Source organism: Xanthomonas sp. 3498, assembly GCF_014199795.1.
Lineage (GTDB): Bacteria > Pseudomonadota > Gammaproteobacteria > Xanthomonadales > Xanthomonadaceae > Xanthomonas_A > Xanthomonas_A rydalmerensis.
This window is the reverse complement of sequence record NZ_JACHOH010000003.1, coordinates 571,035-593,522: the sequence shown is the minus strand read 5'-3', so window position 1 is coordinate 593,522 and position 22,488 is coordinate 571,035. Positions and strand designations below refer to the sequence as shown.

The following is a 22,488-nucleotide window of genomic DNA, read 5'->3' as shown; positions in this document are numbered from 1 at the left end:
GAATCTCTAAGCCCCCTGCGATCAGGACGCCTTCGGTGCGTCCCTAGCGAGCGTGCCCGCGCGGGGCGCTGCCATTGCCGCTCCCGTTGCCGCAACCCCGCCACGGACAGGCCATCTTCATGGCGTTGCCTGATGAGCATCCGCGCGCGAAACGCCGCTTTTACCAATCCCAAATCCCGAATCCCCAATCCCGGCTTACAATAGCCAGCCCGTTTCCTCACACGGTTCCCCGGACATGATCGTCCTCGAGGGCGCTTCCGCCCTTTCGCCGTTCCGTCGCGCTCGGCTCGAAACCCGCCTGCAGTCCATCGTCCCCGGCGTGCGCATCGCCGGCGCCTGGCACGTCTACTTTCTCGACAGCGAACCCGACGCAGCGCTCGACCTGGTCGCGGCCCGCCGCATCCTGCAGGCGCAGGACGCGCCGGCGCCGGCCGAAGCGGGCACCTGCTCGCGCTACGTGGTGCCGCGGCTGGGCACGCGCTCGCCGTGGTCGAGCAAGGCCACCGAACTGGTCCGCGGTGCCGGCCTGGCGATCCGCCGGGTCGAGCGCGGTACCCGCCTGGACCTGGCCGGCTGGCCCGCGGCGCCGGCCGACCAGGCCGCGCTGGCCAGGCTGCTGCACGATCCGATGACCCAGTCGCTGCTGGACGGCGCCGCGCAGGCGCAGGCGCTGTTCCAGGCGCCGGCGCGTGGCGAGGTCGAGCGTATCCCGCTGGACCAGTTGGAGGCGGCCAACGCGCGGCTGGGCCTGGCCCTGGCCCAGGACGAGATCGACTACCTGCGCCAGCGCTTCGGCGAGCTCGGCCGCGACCCGGCCGATGTGGAACTGATGATGTTCGCGCAGGCCAATTCCGAGCACTGCCGGCACAAGATCTTCAACGCGAGCTGGACCATCGACGGCAAGGAGCAGGACCGCTCGCTGTTCCGGATGATCAAGCACACCCACCAGCAGACCCCGCAGCACACGCTCAGCGCGTACAGCGACAACGCGGCGGTGGTGGAAGGGCATCCGGCCGCGCGCTACCGCCCGGATCCGGCCAGCGGCGAGTACCGCAGCGAGGCGGTGACGCCGTCGGCGTTCTGCATCAAGGTCGAGACCCACAACCACCCGACCGCGATCGCGCCGTTCCCGGGCGCCTCCACCGGCGCCGGTGGCGAGATCCGCGACGAGGGCGCCACCGGCCGCGGCGGCAAGCCCAAGGCCGGCCTGACCGGCTTCAGCGTCTCGCACCTGCGCATTCCGAACCTGCCGCAGCCGTGGGAGGGCGCGCGTCCGCTGAACCCGCGCATGGCGCCGGCGCTGGAAATCATGCTGGATGGCCCGCTCGGCGGCGCCGCGTTCAACAACGAATTCGGCCGGCCCAACCTGCTCGGCTATTTCCGCAGCTTCGAGCTGCCGGAGACGCAGGACCTGACCCGCGCCTACGACAAACCGATCATGCTGGCCGGCGGCCTGGGCGCGATCGACCGCGTGCAGGTGGAGAAGATTCCGCTGCAGCCCGGCGATGCGGTGATCGTGCTCGGCGGGCCGGCGATGCTGATCGGCCTGGGCGGCGGCGCGGCCAGTTCGGTGGCCTCCGGCGACAGCGCCGAGGACCTGGATTTCGCCAGCGTGCAGCGCGACAACCCGGAGATGGAGCGGCGCGTGCAGGAGGTCATCGATCGCTGCGTGGCGCTGGGCACGGACAACCCGATCCGCTGGTTCCACGACGTCGGCGCCGGCGGCCTGTCCAACGCCATTCCCGAACTGCTGCACGACTCCGGTGTGGGCGGCCTCATCGACCTCGACCGCGTGCCCAGCGACGACCCGTCGCTGTCGCCGATGCAGCTGTGGTGCAACGAATCGCAGGAGCGCTACGTGCTCGGCGTGCCGCAGGCGCGCCTGGCCGAATTCGCCGCGATCTGCGAACGCGAGCGCTGTCCGTTTGCCGCTGTCGGTGTGGCGACCGCCGAGGAGCGGCTCGTCGTGGGCTATGGCGTCCTCGGCGGCGGGATTGGGGAGTCGGGATTGGGGATTGGTAACGGCACGACGTCGGCCGGCTCCCCCGCTTCTCACGAATCCCGAATTCCGAATCCCCAATCCCCGCACCCCATCGATCTCCCGATGGACGTCCTCTTCGGCAAGCCGCCGAAGATGCACCGCGACGCCCGGCAGCCGCCGGCGCCGCGCTGGCCGGAACTGGACACCGATGCGCTGGACCTGCGCGAGGCGGGTTTGCGCGTGCTGGCCCATCCGACCGTGGCGGCGAAGAGCTTCCTGGTCACCATCGGCGACCGCAGCGTCGGCGGCCTGACCGCGCGCGAGCAGATGATCGGCCCCTGGCAGCTGCCGCTGGCCGATTGCGCGATCACCCTGGCCGGGTTCGATACCCACGCCGGCGAAGCGATGGCGATCGGCGAGCGCACCCCGCTGGCCCTGCTCGATGCCGCCGCAGCGGCGCGCATGGCGGTGGGCGAAGCGATCACCAACCTGTGCGCGGCGCCGGTGCAGGCGCTGGACCAGGTCAAGTTGTCGGCGAACTGGATGGCCGCGGCCAACCACGACGGCGAGGATGCGCGCCTGTACGCCGCGGTCAAGGCGGTGGGCATGGAACTGTGCCCGCAGCTGGACCTGAGCATCCCGGTGGGCAAGGACTCGCTGTCGATGCAGGCGCAGTGGGGTGTGGCCGGGATTCGGGATGGCCGGCCTGCGGCCGTCGAAGAGCGAGCGGGATTGGGGATTGGTGGAAGCGGGTCGACGGGCACGGACAGTGCTGTTGCCAATCCCGAATCTCCACTCCCCACTCCCGGCGTCAGCGAAACCCACAAAAGCGTCTCCCCCGTCTCCCTCATCGTCTCTGCCTTCGCACCCGTCGCCGATGCGCGGGCGCAGCTGACGCCGTTGCTGGCGCGCGAGGCCGAGAGTGAGCTGTGGCTGATCGGGCTAGGCGGCGGCAAGCAGCGCCTGGGCGGTTCGGTGCTGGCGCAGGTGCATGGCGACGGCGCGCTGCCGGCCTTCGGCGGCGCGGTGCCGGACCTGGACGATCCGCAGCGGCTGCGCGCGTTCTTCGAGCTGATCCGCGATGCGCGCGAGGCCGGCATGCTGTTGGCCTATCACGACCGCAGCGACGGTGGCGCGTTCGCCGCGCTGTGCGAGATGGCGTTCGCGTCGCGGCAAGGCCTGGACATCACCCTCGATGCCTGGGGCGACGATCCCTTCCGCAGCCTGTTCAACGAGGAACTGGGCGCGGTGGTGCAGGTCGCCAAGGAAGACCGCGCCGCGTTCGCCGACCTGGTCGAGCGCCACGCGCTGACCGAGTGCGCGCAGCGCATCGCCCGACCCAGCACCGCCGCGGCGGTGCGCGTGGGCCTGGGCGGCAAGACCCTGGCCGAATGGCGTTGGGACGAGCTGTTCGATGCCTGGTGGTCGGTCACCCACGCCATGCAGACGTTGCGCGACAACCCCGACAGTGCCGCCGAGGAACGCGCGCTGGCGCGCGACTTCGCCGCGCCCGGGCTGAAGCCGAAGCTGGCCTTCGACCCGGCCGAGGACATCGCCGCGCCGTTCATCGCCAGCGGCCAGCGGCCGAAGGTGGCGATCCTGCGCGAGCAGGGCGTCAACGGCCAGATCGAGATGGCCAATGCGTTCGAGCGCGCCGGCTTCCGTGCTTTCGACGTGCACATGAGCGACCTGATCGCCGGCCGCGTGAACCTGGCCGACTTCGTCGGCCTGGCCGCCTGCGGTGGCTTCAGCTACGGCGACGTGCTTGGTGCCGGCCGCGGCTGGGCCACCTCGATCCTGGAACGGCCGGCGCTGCGCGATGCCTTCGCCGCGTTCTTCGCGCGCAGCGACAGCTTCGCCCTGGGCGTGTGCAACGGCTGCCAGATGCTCAGCCAGCTCAAGGACATCATCCCCGGTGCCGAGCACTGGCCGCGCTTCCTGCGCAACCGCAGCGAGCAGTTCGAGGCGCGCACCAGCCTGCTGGAAGTGGTGGAGTCGCCGTCGATCTTCCTGCGCGGCATGGCCGGTTCGCGGATCCCGGTGGCGGTGGCGCACGGCGAAGGCCGCGCCGAATTCGACAGTGCGGTGGACCAGGCGGCCGCGCGCGTGGCGCTGCGCTTCGTCGACGGCCATGGCGCCGTCGTCACGCAGTACCCGCTGAACCCGAACGGCTCGCCCGACGGCATCACCGGCCTGACCAGCGACGACGGCCGGGTGACCATCCTGATGCCGCATCCGGAGCGGACTCTGCGCTCGCTCAACCTCAGCTGGCATCCGGCCGAGTGGCCGGACGAGGCGCCGTGGCTGCGCATGTTCCGCAATGCACGGGTGTGGGTGGGCTGAGCGCCCCTGCGCCACGTCCGCCCCTGGCGGGCGTGGCGGGCGTGGCGGGTCGGGGGCGGTCGCGGCAGCCATCCGCCGCAGGGGTGCTTGCACCCTGCGACGGCGACGCTGCAGCGCGCTGGAGACATCAGGCCTTGTTCGAGGGACGCGGTGCCGATCGGGGCGCCGCCTCTGTGCCTTCAGCACCCAGGTGCGACGCGACGCGATGCGGGCAGGCGATGGCGCATCGCGCGCGCTGCGTCCGCCTGGCCGACAGGCCGGCCGCGTAGTGCCTGGCCAGGCCAGGCACTGTTGGACCATGCGGGCGCCGACCGCGCGCCCGCGCCTGTTTCAGAACTCCTTCCAACTGCTGTCGCTGTCGGGCGTGGTCACGACAGCGCGCAACCGGGACGCGGCAGGGCGGCCGGCCGTCGGACGCTTGGCTGGCGGTGCCGTCGGGCCTGGAACCGCCTGCCGCGCGGCCGCATGCGCGGCATCGAGCTTGAACACCGCCACCGCTTCGGTGAGCTGCACCGCCTGGTCCTCGAGCGAGCGCGCGGCGGCGGTGGCTTCTTCCACCAACGCGGCGTTCTGCTGGGTGGTCTCGTCCATGTTGGTGATGGTCTGGTTGACCTGGGCGATGCCGGCCGACTGTTCCTGCGACGCTGCGGAAATCTCGCCCATGATGTCGGTGACCCGCTGCACGCTGGCCACCACCTCGCTCATGGTCGCGCCGGCGCTGTGCACCAGGGTGGAGCCTTCGGCCACGCGCTGCACCGAGTCTTCGATCAGGTCCTTGATCTCCTTGGCCGCGCCGGAGGAGCGCTGCGCGAGCATGCGCACTTCCGAGGCCACGACCGCGAAGCCGCGGCCCTGTTCGCCGGCACGCGCCGCTTCCACCGCTGCGTTCAAGGCCAGGATGTTGGTCTGGAACGCGATGCCGTCGATCACGGAGATGATGTCGGCGATCTTCCTGGACGAGGCTTCGATGCCGCGCATGGTCTCCACGACCTGGTCCACCACCTGCCCACCCTGCGCGGCCACGCCGGCCGCGCCGATGGCGAGCTGATTGGCCTGACGCGCGCCGTCCGCATTCTGCTTGACGGTGGAGGTGAGTTCTTCCATCGAGGCGGCGGTTTCTTCCAGGTTGGCGGCCTGCTGCTCGGTGCGCTGCGACAGGTCCTGGTTGCCGGCGGCGATCTCGCTGGCGGCACCCTTGATCGATGCGGCCGAGGTCTGGATGCTGCCGACGATCTGCGCCAGCTGGCTGGCCGTGGCATTGGCGTCGTCGCGCATCTGCGCGAACACGCCGCGGAACTCGCCGTTCATGCGCACGGTGAGGTCGCCGGTGGCGATCGCCTGCAGCAACCGCGACACCTCCGCCAGGTTGGTGTCGGTGGTCTGCATCAGGTTGTTCAACCCTTCCACCATCCCGCGGAAATCGTGGTCGAACGCCTGCGCATCGCCGCGGGTGGCGAAGTTGCCGGCCGCGGCGGCCTGCGCCAGGGCGAGGATCTGCCGGTTGATCGCCTGCAGATTGCGCTTGGTCGCCGCCATCGCATCGCTGAGCGCCGCCTTCTCGCCGGGCAAGGCGCGCATGTCGGGCTGCATATCGCCCACGGCGTAGCGCGACATGACCGCCACCAACTCGCGCTGCACCTGCACATGCGCATCGACCAGGTCGTTGGTGCCGGCCACCATGCGGCCGTACTCGCCGGGGAAGCGCGCCGCATCCATGCGATAGCTCATCTCGCCGGCATCGTGCCGGCTGGCCATGTCGTCCTGCGCGTCCATCACCGCGCGCAACTGGGCCTGCATGCTGCCCATCGACTGCAGCAGCTGCCCCATTTCGTCCATGCGGCGCGGTTCGATGCGGCTGTTCAATTCGCCCGAGGACACTGCCGCGGAGACCTTGACCGCGTCGGCAAGCGGCGCCAGCACCTGCCGCCGCAGCAACAGGTACAGCGACACGCCCAGCAACGCGGCCGAGAACAGCCCCACCGCCAGGATGACCCACAGCAAGGTGCGGGCCTGCGCCATCACGTGGTGCTTGGGCACCATGATGCCGAGCGCGAATACCTGCGGCGCCTGGCCCAGGCGCATCGGCACGAACACGCGCAACCAGTCCTCTCCGGCCACCATGGCCTCGTCGCTGCTGATCTGTCCCGCGCGCACGTTTGCCAGCATGGCCTGGGTGCGGGCATCGGACAGCGTCTTGCCCACCTGCTTGGCATCGGCGCTGGCCATCACCGCGCCGGTCGGCGACAGCAGCATCGCCTGGCCCACGTCCAGCGGATGCAGCGACGCCACGCGTTTCTGCAGCGCATCCAGCGACATGGTGATGTTGACCGTGCCCAGGAACTTGTCGCCGTCCATCACCGGCGTGCTCAAGGTGGTCATCAGCGTGTCGACGCCGGCCACCGGGTAGTAGTAGGGCTCGATCACCACCGGCGCGTGGCTGTTGCGCGCCGCGAGGTACCAGTCGCCCTCGCCGGGCTTGTCGTAGCTGTGCAGCGCCTCGCGCACTAGCTCGCCCTTCTGGTACGACCAGTACACCATGAAGCGCCCGGTCGCATCGTGGAAGGGCGCGTCGACATTGGCGGCATCGTGTCCATCGAATGCGTTCGGCTCCCATAGCGTGCTGATCCCCAGCCAGCGCTTGTGAAGACGCAGCTGCTCATGCAGCACGGCGGCGGCCGAGTCCCGGCTCACGCCGTTGGCGCCGCGCTGGATGCGAAAGGTGTTGGCCAGGGTCGCGCCGGCGTCGAAGGCCGAGCCGATGTCCGAGGAGATCTCGCTCGCCTCGTGGCGCGCCGCTTCGCGCAGCATGGCATGCGACGCGTCGAGCAAGGCATGGCTGCTGCGCCAATAGGTGATGGCGGCGGTCATGCCGAAACACAGCAGGGCGATGATGCCGGTGCCGATCATCAAACGACTGGCGACGCTGTGACGGCGGACGAGGGTCCTGCTCATTGCTGCTCCCGTTGTGGATGATGGGCGACCCTGCTGGGCACACCGCTGCGCTGAGGTATCGACGTCCCCGCGCCAAACTTGATCTCCGTTTTCATGCTCATGCTGGGCCTGCCGTGGCCGATACTGGTCTGGCGACAACCACCAGGGAGGCGGTCACGCTCATGTCCTTTCGTTCCGGGCTTTTATTCGTGCTGGCCGCTGCCTTAAGCGGTAATGTATGCGCACAGGACACTCAGAACACCGAGACCTACTTCAAGCTCGGCGGAGCGGTCCGTTTCAACTACGGCTGGCTGGATTACGGCCCCACGCATGGCCTCGATCTGGAACTGCTGCGGGTCGACCTGAATGCGGGAGACGGTCCGTTCTTCGTCTCTGCGCAACAGCGTTGGTACGACGGATTCAATGCGGTGCATCATGCGTTCGTGGGCTGGAACGTCGACGATCGCACGGTGCTGAAGGCCGGCATCCAGCAGGTGCCGTTCGGCCTGTTGCCGACCGCCTCCAACAGTTTCTGGTTCGGGTCCGGCTACTACCTCGGCATCGAGGACGACTACGATCCGGGCGTGGTACTCATGCGCACCAACGGCAACGACACCGTGCACGTCGGCTGGTTCTCGGGCGACGAATACGGTGACGGTGCGCGCACGGCGCGCTATTCGTTCGATGTCGCCGAGACGGCGCGCTATCCCTATCGCGAATACCATCGGCTGAATGTGCGCTACGAACACCGCGTCGACCTGGCGCACGGCAGCCTCCTGCTTGGCGCGTCGGCGTTTTCCGGGCAGATACTCGATGTCGAGGATCGCCGCCGTTACGGGCATCGCGCCGCGGCGCTGCACGCGCAGTGGAGCAGCGGCGGCTGGACCAGCCAGGTGCAGTGGGCGCGCTATCGCTACGCGGTACCGAGCGATCGCATCGCGATGTCGGCGTTCCTTGCGCCGTTCGAGATCGCCGCCGAAGCCGATGTCCCCACCGCCAACATCGCGTATTCGTTCGGCAAGGGGCGCTGGCTGGACGACGTGACCTGCTACAACAACTTCAGCATGACCCTGCCCACCCACGATCGGCCCGACCTGCGTTCGTCCTCGCAGAACGTCAGCGGGTGCAGCATCAAGAAGGGCGTCATGCTGACCTATCTGGACTGGATCGCCGGCAGGAACATGTGGTTCGCAGGCGGCGACGGTATCGCGATCGACGACGGCGACCGGTCCAGGTGGCACTCGCGGTTCAACCTCAACATCGGGTTCTACTTCTAGCGGTTGCCGTGTTGCGTTCCTGGGAGAAGAAGACCTTCCGGTTTCGATCCACGTCGTTGCTGTGGCACCGTGCCATCTGATGGCGGAGCAGCGAGCCTGGTGTCTTGCGCGGAATTCTTTGCCACGCTTGCCACACATGGACGATGCCCGACCCGAGCTGCGGCGAACGACGTCGCGGCTGCCGGGCGCAAACAAGGCCGGCCGCTGGGCACGCGCTACGACAGCGCGTGCTGTCACGTCCGCATGTGTCGGAGCGGGCGGCACCGCAGCTGCCGACGCGGGAATTGCCCAGGCTGGCCACTGCGCCTGAGGGACCGCATGCGGTCGTTTTGTGCGCGAGGAGATTCCTCGATGCAGCCTGCCCGCCTGTGCTGAGGGGGCGTGGTCGCGGCTGAGACCGCTCCTGCAAAGGCGTTGCGCGTCTGACCATCTCTCTCGGCTGATCGCCGTGGCGACGCCCCTGCATGCCTGCGCCGTCTGCGCCGTGCGCAAACCAACACCGTCCTGCCGAACGATCCGCGGCTCTCGAGCTGGGGCCGAATCACGGCACGCGTCGTCGCCTGCGCTCCAGGTTCTCCTCGCGCGATCGCGGGAGCCGCATTTCGCGCAATCGACTCCATCCGCGTCCGTCTGGTGCGACCTTCGGCATGCGTCGGCGGCCCGAGGGCGTACTTACCACCTCTTTGCGTCAAGTCCTTGACAGAAAAAGAAATCGCCGGAAAGGCGGCATGTCAAGAATGGCAAGGTGCGTGCCGAAAAATTGACGAAACCTGATTGTTTTTATTGATATTTGTCGAAAAATTAACGAAACAAGGCTGAATTCGCGGCTTTTGTCACGACTCGTGTCGCATCAAGTCAAAAACTTGACGTAATTCCGAGGCCAAGTTAACACTCGAGTCAGTTCCGCATTCCACCTCGGTTCATCTACAGCTCCGAGCAGCGACAGGCGTGAGCCTCTCGCGTCCCGGTAAGGGACGTGCGGCACCAAAAACCGACAGGGGGTCGGCCGGCCGGAACGCCGGGCGAGGGTGGCTTTTTGACCAAAACCAGCCGAATTGAGGAGCAGTCGTCGATGAATCGGATTTATCGCAAGGTCTGGAACAACGCACTGGGGATGTGGGTCGTGGCATCGGAACTGGCCAGCGGCGATGCGCGCGGCGCCGTCGTCCGCGACCGCCGCGCCGCACGCGCACACGGCCTGGCCCTGGCCGGCGCGATCGCCCTGGCGCTGGGCGCCGGCGCCCTTCCCACCAGCGCCCAGGCGCAGGCCCTGCAGATCGGCGACAACGCCAGCGCCAGCGGCGAGTACGCCACCGCGGTCGGCGCCGAGAGCAACGCCAGCGGCGCGCAGAGCACCGCGACCGGCGCGGCCAGCAATGCCAGCGGCGACGGCAGCGTCGCCAGCGGCACGCTCAGCGAAGCCAGCGGCGTGGAGGCCAGCGCGCTCGGCTACTACAGCACCGCCAGCGGCGATGGCGCGACCGCGCTCGGCGCCGAGAGCATCGCCTCCGGTGCCGCCAGCGCCGCGGTCGGCGTGGCGGCCGACGCGACGGGCGAGTACGCCACCGCGGTCGGCGGCTTCTCCAGCGCCAGCGGCTTCAACAGCACCGCGCTGGGCAACAGCGCGGTCGCGCAAGGCCGCAACAGCGTGGCGCTGGGCGCCGATGCGGTGGCCGACCGCGACGACAGCGTCTCGGTCGGCAAGGCCGGCAGCGAACGCCAGATCACCCACGTGGCCGCCGGCACCGAAGCCACCGACGCGGTCAACGTGGCGCAGCTGGACGCGGTCAAGCAGACCGCCGACACCACCGCCAAGTACTTCCAGTCCAGCGGCAGCGACGCCAGCGATGCCGGTGCCTACGTCGAGGGCGCCAATGCGATCGCCGCCGGCGAAGGCGCCAACGCCATCGGCAACGGCGCCAGCGCGCTCGGCAGCGGCGCCACCACCCTGGGCGGCAATGCCACCGCGGTCGGCAGCAACGCCACCGCCGTCGGCGCCTCGGCGACCGCGGTCGGCGGTGCGCTGTCGATCGTCGACGAGAACGGCCAGGTGCAGCTGGAAGGCACCACCACCGCGGCCGAGCAGGGCGCTAGCGCATTTGGCGCCGGCGCGCAGGCCAATGGTGCGTTCTCCACCGCACTGGGCACGGCGGCGCGCGCCGACGGCCTGCAGAGCACCGCCACCGGCTTTTCCGCCGCGGCCACCGGGCTGGCCGCGACCGCCAACGGTGGCTTCAGCCAGGCCGGTGGCGACTTCGCTTCCGCGGTCGGCTACGGCGCCAACGCCAGCGGCGGCAACGCCGTGGCGCTGGGCTATTCGAGCCTGGCCAGCGGCGCGTCCAGTACCGCTGTCGGTGGCAGCGTGCTCGGCCTGTTCACCACCGAGGCGCAGGGCGAGGGCGGCAGCGCGTTCGGCGCCGGTGCCTGGGCCAATGGCGCCTTCTCCACCTCGGTCGGCTGGCTGAGTTCGGCCGACGGCGCCTCCAGCGCCGCGTTCGGCGCCGCGTCCTGGGCGCAGGCCGACGATTCCACCGCGCTGGGCTACGGCGCCAAGGCCGCCGCCAGCGGCAGCGTCGCGCTTGGCCAGGGCACGGTCGCCGATCGCGCCAATACCGTCTCGGTCGGCACTGCCGGCAAGGAGCGGCAGATCGCCAACGTCGCCGCCGGCACCGAGGGCACCGATGCGGTCAACGTGGCGCAACTGGACGCGGTGAAGCAGGCCGCGGCCACCACCGGCAAGTACTTCCAGGCCAGCGGCAGTGCCAGCAGCGATGCCGGCGCCTACGTCGAAGGCGACGACGCGCTGGCCGCCGGCGAGGCCGCCAATGCCATCGGCAACGGCAGCACCGCGCTCGGCGCCGGTGCCGATGCGCTCAACAACGGGGCGACCGCAGTGGGCAGCGGCGCGGTCGCGGCCGGGCAGAACAGCGCCGCCTTCGGCACCAACGCGCAGGCCACCGGGCCGGCGGCGGTAGCGGTGGGCGGGGTGGCGGTGGATGCCAACGGCGAGCCGCTGATCACCAAGAGCGGGGTGGCGGTGGACACCGGCGCCACCAGCGCCGGGGTCGGCGGCACCGCGCTGGGCGCCAGCGCCGACGCCAGCGGTTTCGCCGCTTCGGCGGTGGGCGTGGGCGCCTACGCCGGCGGTGCGCAGGCGGCGGCCTTCGGCGCAGTGGCCAATGCCACCGGCGATTACGCCACGGCGGTCGGCACGCAGAGCGCGGCCACCGGCACCAGCAGCGTCGCGGTCGGCGGTCCGGCCGACCTGATCCCGGGTCTGGGCCTGTTCGTGCAGACCCAGGCCAGCGGCACCAATGCGGCCGCGTTCGGCGCCGGTGCCATCGCTTCGGGCAACTACGCCACCGCCAACGGCAGCATGACCGAAGCCTCGGGCCTGCAGAGCACCGCGCTGGGCTACTTCGCCTATGCGCCGGGCGCCTTCGCCAGCGCGCTGGGCGCGCAGTCCTGGGCCAGCGGCGCCAACAGCACCGCGGTCGGCTACTACAGCACCGCGCTGGCCGCCGACAGCGTGGCGCTGGGCGCCAACGCGGTGGCGCGCCGGGCCAATACGGTGTCGGTCGGCGATGCCGGCAGCGAGCGGCAGGTCGTCAACGTCGCCGCGGGCACGCAGTCCACCGATGCGGTCAACCTCGCGCAGCTGGATGCCGTGCGCGCCACCGCCGAAGACACCTCCAAGTTCTTCGCGCACGGCGGCGGCGCGGTCGGCGCCTATGCCGACGGCGAGGGCGCGCTGGCCGCCGGCGATGCGGCCAATGCCTACGGCAGCGGCGCGGCGGCGTTCGGTAGCGGCGCGGCGGCGATGGGCGACGACGCGGTGGCGCTGGGCAACGGCAGCAGCGCCAGTGGCACGGGCGGCACCGCGATCGGCGGCCGCGGCCAGGCCTACGACCAGTACAACCAGCCGATCGTCGATGCCGACGGCAAGCCGGTGCTGGTCGGCGCCAATGCAGGCGAGAACGCCACCGCACTCGGTGCGGGCGCGCAGGCCACCGGCAGCGTCGCCACCGCCACCGGCTACGGTGCGCAGGCCACCGGCGACCACAGCACCGCCGGCGGCTACAAGGCGCGCGCGACCGGCAACTACAGCCTGGCGCAGGGCGACAACGCCTGGGCCAGCGGCGAGGACGCCAGTGCGGTCGGCGCCTATGCCTGGGCCACTGCCGACGGCGCCTCGGCGTTCGGTGCCTCGGCCTGGGCCACCGGCGCCAATGCGTCGGCCTTCGGTACCGGTGCATGGGCCAGCGGCAGCGGCGCCACCTCGATCGGCTTCAACAGCTGGGCGCCGGGTCTGAGCGCCACCGCGGTCGGCCGCGGCGCCTTCGGCTACGGCAACTACAGCGTGGCGATGGGCTTCCAGGCGCTGGGCAACCAGGTCAATACCATCGCCATCGGCACCAACACCGTGGCCGACGCCGAAAGCGCGATCAGCATCGGTGCCGGTAGCGAAGCCACCGCCGCCAATGCGGTGGCGCTGGGTGCCGGGGCGGTTGCCGACCGCGCCTACAGCGTGTCGGTGGGCAGTGCCGGGCAGGAACGGCAGATCACCAACGTCGCCGCCGGCACCGAAGCCACCGACGCGGTCAACGTCGCACAGCTGGATGCGGTGAAGCAGGCGGCGGCGACGACCAGCAAGTACTTCCAGGCCAGCGGCAGCGCCGACAGCGATGCCGGTGCGCTGGTCGACGGCGACAACGCGCTGGCCGCCGGCGAGGCGGCCAATGCCACCGGCGACGGTGCCACCGCGCTCGGCGGCGGCGCCAATGCCGTGGCTGCCGGGGCGACCGCGATCGGCTTCAACGCCGTGTCCAGCGGCGTCGACGCGGTTGCGCTGGGCAACACCAGCCAGGCGTCGGGCGAGAACAGCATCGCCATCGGCAGCAACGCCCAGGCCAGCGAGATCGGCGCCACCGCCAGCGGTGCCGGTGCGCAGGCCAGCGGCACCTACGCCACCGCCACCGGCAACGAAGCGGTGGCCTCGGACAACCAGGCCACGGCGACCGGCTTCCGCAGCACCGCCTCGGGCACCGGCGGCACCGCGCTGGGCGGCTACAGCGAGGCCACCGGCTATCTGTCCTCGGCACTGGGCTATGGCGCGCTGGCATCCGGCAGCTACGGCACCGCGGTCGGCGTGTCCTCCACCGCCTCCGGCAGCGGCAGCGTGGCCGTGGGCGAGTACAGCGTGGCCTCCGGCGAGGAGAGCGTGGCGGTCGGCGGCACCTCGTTCTTCGGCCTGATTCCGGCCGAGGCCTCGGGCGCCAACAGCGCGGCGTTCGGCGCCGGCGCCGGCGCCACCGCGGACTTCAGCAGTGCGCTCGGCAGCCTCAGCTACGCCAGCGCCGACAGCGCCAGCGCCTTCGGCTACGGCGCGTACGCGTCCGGCGTCAACAGCGTGGCCCTGGGGGCGAACTCCGAGGCGGCGCGCGACAACACCGTCTCGGTGGGCAGTGCCGGCAACGAGCGGCAGATCACCAGCGTCGCCGCCGGTACCGAGGCCACCGACGCGGTCAACGTCGCCCAGCTCGACGCGGTGAAGCAGTCCGCCGATGCCACCGGCAAGCAGTTCAAGGCCAGCGGCGGCAGCGATCCGGCCGACGATGTCGGCAGCTACGTGGAAGGCAATTACGCCACCGCCGCCGGCGAGGCCAGCAACGCCTACGGCACCGGCGCCTCGGCGTTCGGCAGCGGTGCGCTGGCCGGTGCCCGCTACGCCACCGCGTCCGGCTACAACGCCACGGCCACCGGCGAATCCAGCACCGCGATCGGCGGCTCGCTGTACTACACCGATGCGTCGGGCAACGTGCTGCTCGACGGCACCACCACCGCCAGCGCCGCCGGCGCCACCGCGCTGGGCGCGGGGGCGCAGGCCAGCGGCACGTTCAGCAGCGCCAGCGGCGCCGGTGCCATCGCCAGCGGACTGCAGGCCACTGCCGACGGCTACAAGGCTGCCGCCAGCAGCGACTACAGCACCGCGGTCGGTGCCTTCAGCGCCGCCAGCGGCACCCGCACCAGCGCGTTCGGCTACGGTGCGGCGGCGGCAGGCAACTACGCCTCGGCGCTGGGGTGGGGCAGCACCGCGTCCGGTGCCTATGCGTCGGCGCTGGGCAATAGCGCCCGCGCCACCGGCGAAGATGCGACCGCGCTCGGTGCCTCGGCCTGGGCCACGGCGGCGCAGACCACCTCGGTCGGCCAGTTCGCCTGGGCCACGGCGCAGGGCGGCACCGCGATCGGCCAGAACGCCTTCGCCTTCGGCGGCACCAATGCCACGGCGCTGGGCATCAACGCGTCGGCCAGCGGCGCCGGCAGCGTCGCCCTGGGCTCGGGCGCGCGCACCAGCGAAGCCAACGTGGTGTCGGTGGGTGGCGGCAACGGGGTCAGCGCACCGGCGACGCGCCGCATCACCAATGTCGGTGCCGCGGTCAACGCCAACGATGCGGTGAACAAGGCGCAGTTGGATGCGGTGGCCACGGCCGCCGGCGACACCAGTGCGCGCTTCCAGAGTTCCGGCACCGCGGTGGCCAGCGCCAGCGGCGTGGACAGCACCGCGGCCGGTGCCGGCGCTACCGCCAGCGGCCTGCGCAGTTCCGCGCTGGGCGTGGGCAGCGTCGCCGCCGGCGCCGGTGCCACCGCCAACGGTGCCGGCAGCTCGGCGACCGGTGCGCGCAGCACCGCGATCGGCCTGCAGACCAACGCGATCGGCGAGAACGGCGTGGCGATGGGCTACAACAGCTTCGTCCGCAACAGCGGCAGCAACGGCGTCGCGCTCGGCGCCAATGCCGGCGTCTCGGCGGACAACGCAGTCGCGCTCGGCGCCGGCTCGCGCGTGTACGAGGCCGACACCGTGTCGCTGGGCAGCGGCAACGGCCGCGGCGGCCCGGCCACCCGGCGCATCGTCAACCTGACCGCCGGCAGCCTTGCCGCCGGCAGCACCGAGGCGATCAACGGCGGGCAGCTGTACCAGTCGCTGAGCAACATGGCCACGTTCCTGGGCGGCGGTGCCGGGCTCGGTGCGCAAGGCCTGTTCGTGGCGCCGACCTACGTGATCCAGGGTGCCAGCTACAACAACGTCGGCGCGGCGCTGGCAGCGCTGGATGGCAAGGTCAGCGAACTGGATGCGCGCAGCGGCGGCAGCGCCACCGCGGCACGCAGCGCACGCATGGTCGGTACCAGTGCGGTGGCCGTGCAGGCCGAGGCTGCGCCTGCGGCGTCGGCAGCGACGGCTGCCACTGCAGCAGCGGCGACGCCGGTGTCCGGAAGCATCGGCACTGCGCAGGTCGGCGAAAACGTGGCGGTGGCCTCCAGTGCCACGGCGGTGGGGACCGCCGCGCGCGCCAACGACGTCACCGGCACCGCCATCGGCGGCAGCGCGTATGCGCATGGCCCCAACGACACCGCGATCGGCAGCAACGCCAAGGTCAATGCCGACGGCAGCACCGCGGTGGGCGCCAACAGCCATATCGCGGCGGTGGCGACCAATGCGGTGGCGATGGGCGAGGGCGCCAGCGTCAGCGCGGCTTCGGGCACCGCCCTCGGCCAGGGCGCCAGCGCCACGGCGCAGGGTGCGGTCGCGTTGGGGCAGGGTTCGGTGGCCGATCGTGCGCAGACGGTCTCGATCGGCAGCGCCGGCAACGAGCGCCAGCTCGCCAACGTCGCCGCCGGCACCCAGGCTACCGATGCGGTCAACAAGAGCCAGCTCGACAACGGCGTGGCTACCGCCAAGTCGTACACCGATGCGCGCTTCGGCACCATGGCCGACAGCTTCGAGGTGCTGCGCGGCGACGTCGATGCGCGGTTGCGCGACCAGGACCGCCGCATCGACCGCCAGGGCGCGATGAGCGCGGCCATGCTCAACATGGCCACCAGCGCCGCCGGCATCCGCACCCAGAACCGGGTCGGCGCCGGCATCGGCTTCCAGAACGGCGAGTCGGCGCTGTCGGTGGGCTACCAGCGTGCCTTCAGTGATCGCGCCACCGTGACCATCGGCGGTGCGTTCAGCAGCGACGACAGCTCCATCGGCATCGGTGCCGGTTTCGGCTGGTGATCCATCGCGGACGGCGGCGCGTGCCGCCGTCCGCCACGCAATGGCCTGAGGGGGCAGACCACAGGACCTTGGCTGGGCCGGCCAACGGATTCGGTAGAGGGAGTTTTACGGCCGCAACTGTCGCCTGATCCACGAAACTTTGAAGAGGACGTCAACGTGATCGACAAGCAAAACCTTCGTATCAATGCCATCGCCGCCGCCATGCTGGCGATGTCACTGGGAGCCTCGAGCGCGATCGCGGCCAGCGCTTCGGCGCCGCTGCCGGTCAAGGAACCGGGCACGTCCGCGCCGGCCGATGCGGTGACCTCCAACCGCATCCTGGTGCGCTACAACGCCGGCACCGCCGCGGCCAGCGACCGCAGCGCCAAGCTGTCGACCGTGCAGTCGGCGGTGGGCCGCGCCAGCCTCGGCGGCGGCAACGGCATCTCGCGCGCGGCCGCGGCCAGCGTGCGCGCCGAGTACGTGCGCACCCTGGGCATCGGCGCGGACCTGATCCGCCTGACCGGCAAGCTGAGCAAGGCCGACCTGGACAAGGTGGTGGCGGAGATCGCCGCCGACCCGACGGTGAAGTACGCGCAGGTCGACGCCAAGCTGCGCCCGGTCGATGTGCTGCGGGCCGCGTCGCAGGTGCAGCCTCAGCTGGTGCCCAACGATCCGCTGTACGCGCAGTACCAGTGGCACTACAGCAACGCCACCGGTGGCATCAACCTGCCGGCCGCGTGGGATGTGTCCAAGGGCGACGGCGTGGTGGTCGCGGTGCTCGATACCGGCATCCTGCCGAACCACCCGGACGTGGCGGTGAACCTGCTGCAGGGCTACGACTTCATCTCCGACGCGGCGACCTCGCGGCGTCCGACCGACGCCCGCGTGCCGGGCGCGCTGGACTACGGCGACTGGGTGGAGAACGACAACGAGTGCTACGCCGGCTCGGTGGCCGAGGACAGCTCCTGGCACGGCAGCCACGTCGCCGGCACCGTCGCCGAAGCCACCAACAACGGCATCGGCATGGCCGGCGTGGCGCCCAACGCCACCGTGCTGCCGGTGCGCGTGCTCGGCAAGTGCGGCGGCTACACCTCCGACATCGCCGATGCCATCATCTGGGCCTCCGGCGGCACCGTGTCCGGCGTGCCGGCCAACCAGAACCCGGCCGAGGTCATCAACATGAGCCTGGGCGGCGGCGGCGCTTGCGACAGCGCCACCCAGGAGGCGATCAACGGTGCGGTGTCGCGCGGTACCACCGTGGTGGTGGCCGCCGGCAACAGCACCGCCAATGCCGCCAACTTCAGCCCGGCCAGCTGCGACAACGTGATCGCGGTCGGCGCCACCCGCATCACCGGCGGCATCACCTACTACTCCAACTACGGCGCCAAGGTGGACCTGTCCGGTCCGGGCGGCGGCGGCAGCGTCGACGGCAACCCGGGCGGCTACATCTGGCAGAACGGGTACAACGGTGCGACCACGCCCACCTCCGGCAGCTACACCTACATGGGCCTGGGCGGCACCTCGATGGCCTCGCCGCACGTGGCCGCGGTCGGTGCGCTGGTGCAGAGCGCGCTGATCGCCGCGGGCAAGGCACCGCTGACCCCGGCGGCGCTGGAGACCCTGCTCAAGCAGACCGCGCGTCCGTTCCCGGTGTCGATCCCGTCCAGCACCCCGATCGGCACCGGCATCGTCGACGCCAAGGCCGCCCTGGCCAAGGCGCTGGAAGAACCGTGCGATCCGGCCACCGAGCAGTGCGCGCCGCCGGCGACCGCGCTGACCAACAAGGTGGCGGTGGCGGGCCTCGCCGGTGCCGCGGGCAACGAGGTGCTGTACAGCTTCGAGGCCAAGGCCGGTGCGGTGCTGAGCTTCCTCACCTACGGCGGCAGCGGCAACGTGTCGCTGTATGTCAGCTTCGGCAAGGAGCCGGGTACCGGCAACGCCGACGCCAAGTCGACCCGTCCGGGCAACAACGAGACGGTGCGCTTCACCGCGCCGCAGGCCGGCACCTACTACATCAAGCTGGTCGGCGAGAGCGCCTACAACGGCGTGAGCCTGGTCGCGCGCCAGTAAGCGCACGCGGCGCAGGGAAGCGCCATGCGGTTCCAGGAAACCCGGCTGCGGCCGGGTTTCCTGCGTCTGGGGGGCAGCGCCGTGCGGCCTGCTCCGCGGTCGCCATGGTGCGCTACGCAACTTATCATCATGTCCTGCCAGGATGTCAGGCCGATGACCGCGACGGGCCTGCCTGCACCCGCTTCCTGGCCGCCCGGTAGACAGCGGCAGGGGAGCGGGTCGGATTCGGCGTCGGGTCATGCCGAACTGCTAAAGTCGCACGGTCATCTGGGAGGGATCGCGTGAATGCGCTCGTGAAGGACACTGTCGTCGCCGTGGAGACGCCCGAAACCCGCATCATCGCGGCGTTGCTGGCCAAGGGCCGGCTCAAGGACGGCGACCTGGCGCGCGCGCGGCAGTTGCAGCGCGAATCCGGCGGCAGCCTGCTGGCGCTGCTGGCGCGCCTGGGCCTGGTCTCCGAGCGCGACCACGCCGAACTCAGCGCCGAGGTCCTGGGCCTGCCGCTGCTCGATGCCAAGCAATTGCCGGCCACCGCGCCGGAGAGCCTGCCCGAGGCGCAGCCGCTGTCGCTGCGCTTCCTCAAGCAGTTCCATGTGTGCCCGCTGGGCGAGCGCGACGGCGTGCTGGAACTGTGGATGGCCGATCCGCACGACGCCTATGCCGCCGACGCGGTGCGCCTGGCCACCGGCCTGCAGGTGCTGCCGCGGGTCGGCCTGCGCTCGGAGATCGACGACCTGATCGAGCGCTGGTTCGGCCAGGGCCGCAGCGCGATGGGCGCGATCGTGGAAACCGCCGACGGCGACAGCGTCGCCGCCGACGACATCGAACACCTGCGCGACCTGGCCTCCGAAGCGCCGGTGATCCGTCTGGTCAACCTGGTGATCCAGCGTGCGGTGGAACTGCGCGCCTCGGACATCCACATCGAACCGTTCGAGAGCCGGCTGAAGGTGCGCTACCGCGTCGACGGCGTGCTGATCGACGGCGAGAGCCCGCCGGCCAATCTGACCGCGGCGGTGATCAGCCGCGTCAAGATCATGGCCAAGCTCAACATCGCCGAGCGCCGCCTGCCGCAGGACGGCCGCATCATGCTGCGGGTGCAGGGCAAGGAACTGGACCTGCGCGTGAGCACCGTGCCCACTGCGCATGGCGAGAGCGTGGTGATGCGCCTGCTCGACCGCGAGACCGTGGTGTTCGACTTCCACCGGCTCGGCTTCACCGACGCGTTCCTGCCGCAGTTCCGCAAGGTGCTGGAGCAGCCGCACGGCATCCTGCTGGTCACCGGCCCCACCGGCTCGGGCAAGACCACCACGCTGTACACCGCGCTGAGCCAGCTCAACACCGCCGACGTCAAGATCATCACCGTCGAAGACCCGGTCGAATACCAGATCGAGGGCATCAACCAGATCCAGGCCAAGCCGCAGATCGGCCTGGATTTCTCGCATGCGCTGCGCAGCATCGTGCGTCAGGATCCGGACATCATCATGATCGGCGAAATGCGCGACCTGGAGACGGCGCGCATCGCCATCCAGTCCGCGCTGACCGGCCACCTGGTGCTGTCCACCCTGCACACCAACAACGCCGCCGGCGGCATCACCCGCCTGCTCGACATGGGTGTGGAGGACTACCTGCTGACCTCCACCATCAACGGCATCCTGGCCCAGCGCCTGGTGCGGCGGCTGGAGCCGACCCATGCCGAGCGCTACGCGGCCTCGCCGGAGGAGATCGAGAAGTTCGAACTGCGCCGGCTGCAGCCGGAAGGCGAGATCTTCCTGTACCGCCCGCGGCCCTCGGCGATCGCGCCGACCGGCTACGTCGGCCGCACCACGATCATGGAATTCCTGGTGATGAACGACGCGCTGCGGCGCGCGGTGATGCGCCACGCCGGCATGGGCGAGATCGAGCAGCTGGCGCGCGAGGCCGGCATGCGCACCATGTACGAGGACGGCCTGTCCAAGGCGCTCAGCGGCCAGACCACGATCGAGGAAGTGTTGCGCGTGACGGAGGAAACCTGATGTCGCTGCCGCGGAGGTCCGTCGCACCCGCATGCTCGTTCGGCGCGTCGCGTCGGCGCGCGCGCGATGCGGCATTGCTGTTTTCCGGGTTCCGGGTCCCGGGTCCCGGGTCCCGCGTCTGATGCCGCTCTATCGCTACAAGGCCCTGGACTCGCACGGCGAGGTCCTGGAAGGGCAGATGGAAGCCGCCAGCGAGGCGGAGGTGGCGCTGCGCCTGCAGGAGCAGGGGCACATGCCGATGCAGGCCCGGCTCGCCGCCGAGGGCGGCGGCACCTCGCTGCGCGGGCTGTTCCGGCCCAAGCCGTTCGACGGCGCGGCGCTGGTGCAGTTCACCCAGCAACTGGCGACCCTGCTCGGCGCCGGCCAGCCGCTGGACCGCGCGCTGTCGATCCTGCTCGAACTGCCCGAGGACGAACGCTCCAAGCGCACCGTCGGCGACATCCGCGACGCGGTGCGCGGCGGTGCGCCGCTGTCCACCGCGCTGGAGCGCCAGCACGGGTTGTTCTCGCGCCTGTACATCAACATGGTGCGCGCCGGCGAGGCCGGCGGCAGCCTGCACGACACCCTGCAGCGCCTGGCCGAGTACCTCGAGCGCAGCCGCGAACTGCGCGGACGGGTGATCAACGCGCTGATCTACCCGGCGATCCTGGTCAGCGTGGTCGGCTGCGCGCTGCTGTTCCTGCTCGGCTACGTGGTGCCGCAGTTCGCGCAGATGTACGAGAGCCTGGACGTGGCCCTGCCTTGGTTCACCCAGGCGGTGTTGAGCGTGGGCCTGTTCGTGCGCGACTGGTGGATCGTGCTGCTGGTGGTGCCCGGGGTGACCCTCCTGGCGGTGGACCGCAAGCGCCGCGACCCCGCATTCCGCGCCAGTTTCGACGCCTGGCTGCTGCGCCAGCGCTTCGTCGGCGTGCTGATTTCGCGACTGGAGACGGCGCGCCTGACCCGCACCCTCGGCACCCTGCTGCGCAACGGCGTGCCGTTGCTGGCGGCGCTGGGCATCTCCCGCAACGTGCTGTCGAACCTGGCGCTGACGGCGGACGTCGGCGCCGCTGCCGACGACGTCAAGAACGGCCACGGGCTGTCGGCGTCGCTGTCCAAGGGCAAGCGCTTCCCGCGCCTGGCGCTGCAGATGATCCAGGTCGGCGAGGAATCGGGCGCCCTCGACATCATGCTGCTGAAGACCGCCGACACCTTCGAGCAGGAGACCGCCCAGGCCATCGACCGCCTGCTGGCGGCGATGGTGCCGGCGATCACCCTGGTCCTGGCCTCGGTGGTCGGCCTGGTGATCATCTCCGTCCTCGTCCCCCTCTACGACCTCACCAATGCGATTGGGTGAGGCGCCACGCTTATGCGCCATGGCGCATGTGGCGCCGAACGCCCGGCCAGAGATGGCCGGGCCGGTGGTTCCGGCGCCCGTGATGTTGCGCCATGGATGGCCGCGCGTGCGTCTGGCGCAGCGGCCGAATGAATCGAAGGAGGCCATGCGCTTGCGAACCACCGGTTCGCGCATGGCCGAACGCCCGGCCATGGATGGCCGGGCCGGTCTATCCGGAGCCGGCAATGCGACGCCATGGGCGGCAGCGGCCTTGCCTGGTGCGTCCGCGCGGCGCGCCATCGCGCATGTGGCGCCGAACGCCCGGCCACGGCCGGGCCTCGGGCGGCCCTCGCGGACTGTGACGCCGCGCGTTTCCGGCCGGGAACCTTCCGCCGCCGTCCCTGTCCCATTGCCAGCGGCGCCGCGCATGCCGGCCGCGGCCGTGCGTGCGCGCGGCACGGATCCTCCGCCGCCAGGTGTGACGGCGTGCGTGACGCGCCGCTGTACCGCCGGCCGGC

General features: G+C 70.8%; 7 protein-coding genes. 6 read left to right on the top strand and 1 reads right to left on the bottom strand.

Going from position 1 to position 22,488, the window contains the following annotated elements; translation table 11 throughout:
- Positions 1-235: 235 nt before the first annotated feature.
- Positions 236-4,324 (top strand): phosphoribosylformylglycinamidine synthase, encoded by a 4,089-nt coding sequence (purL, locus tag GGR66_RS12350; RefSeq protein ID WP_184448417.1) that lies wholly within the window; start codon positions 236-238, stop codon positions 4,322-4,324.
- A gap of 330 nt (positions 4,325-4,654) precedes the next feature.
- Here the strand turns inward: purL and GGR66_RS12345 are convergent, their stop codons facing one another.
- Positions 4,655-7,276, bottom strand: a complete 2,622-nt coding sequence (locus GGR66_RS12345) for a methyl-accepting chemotaxis protein (RefSeq protein ID WP_184448416.1) — start codon at positions 7,274-7,276, stop codon at positions 4,655-4,657.
- Positions 7,277-7,296: 20 nt separating this feature from the next.
- Here GGR66_RS12345 and GGR66_RS12340 point away from each other — a divergent pair, with 20 nt between their 5' ends.
- The 5 genes from GGR66_RS12340 to GGR66_RS12320 all read left to right on the top strand — a co-directional run bounded on the left by GGR66_RS12340 (position 7,297) and on the right by GGR66_RS12320 (position 21,991).
- Positions 7,297-8,532 carry a hypothetical protein gene (locus GGR66_RS12340; RefSeq protein WP_255421673.1) on the top strand — a complete coding sequence of 412 codons (1,236 nt, stop codon included), beginning with the start codon at positions 7,297-7,299 and terminating at the stop codon, positions 8,530-8,532.
- A gap of 1,072 nt (positions 8,533-9,604) precedes the next feature.
- On the top strand, positions 9,605-16,591 hold the full coding sequence (locus GGR66_RS12335; RefSeq protein WP_184448415.1) for an ESPR-type extended signal peptide-containing protein: 6,987 nt from the start codon (positions 9,605-9,607) through the stop codon (positions 16,589-16,591).
- Positions 16,592-16,747: 156 nt separating this feature from the next.
- The gene (locus GGR66_RS12330; RefSeq protein ID WP_160970270.1) at positions 16,748-18,643 is read left to right on the top strand and encodes a S8 family peptidase; all 1,896 of its coding nucleotides are present in this window, start codon (positions 16,748-16,750) and stop codon (positions 18,641-18,643) included.
- 281 nt (positions 18,644-18,924) lie between these two features.
- Entirely contained in the window at positions 18,925-20,655 is a 1,731-nt protein-coding gene (gspE, locus tag GGR66_RS12325; RefSeq protein WP_184448414.1) for a type II secretion system ATPase GspE, read from the top strand.
- A gap of 121 nt (positions 20,656-20,776) precedes the next feature.
- A complete protein-coding gene (locus GGR66_RS12320) occupies positions 20,777-21,991 on the top strand; it encodes a type II secretion system F family protein (protein ID WP_160970274.1) in 1,215 nt (404 codons plus the stop codon).
- Positions 21,992-22,488: the final 497 nt, after the last annotated feature.

Excerpts from the sequence above, each read along its gene's own strand:
- purL (WP_184448417.1), top strand. The coding sequence starts at position 236 with ATGATCGTCCTCGAGGGCGCTTCCGCCCTTTCGCCGTTCCGTCGCGCT.
- GGR66_RS12345 (WP_184448416.1), bottom strand. The coding sequence starts at position 7,276 with ATGAGCAGGACCCTCGTCCGCCGTCACAGCGTCGCCAGTCGTTTGATG.
- GGR66_RS12340 (WP_255421673.1), top strand. The coding sequence starts at position 7,297 with ATGGGCGACCCTGCTGGGCACACCGCTGCGCTGAGGTATCGACGTCCC.
- GGR66_RS12335 (WP_184448415.1), top strand. The coding sequence starts at position 9,605 with ATGAATCGGATTTATCGCAAGGTCTGGAACAACGCACTGGGGATGTGG.
- GGR66_RS12320 (WP_160970274.1), top strand. The coding sequence starts at position 20,777 with ATGCCGCTCTATCGCTACAAGGCCCTGGACTCGCACGGCGAGGTCCTG.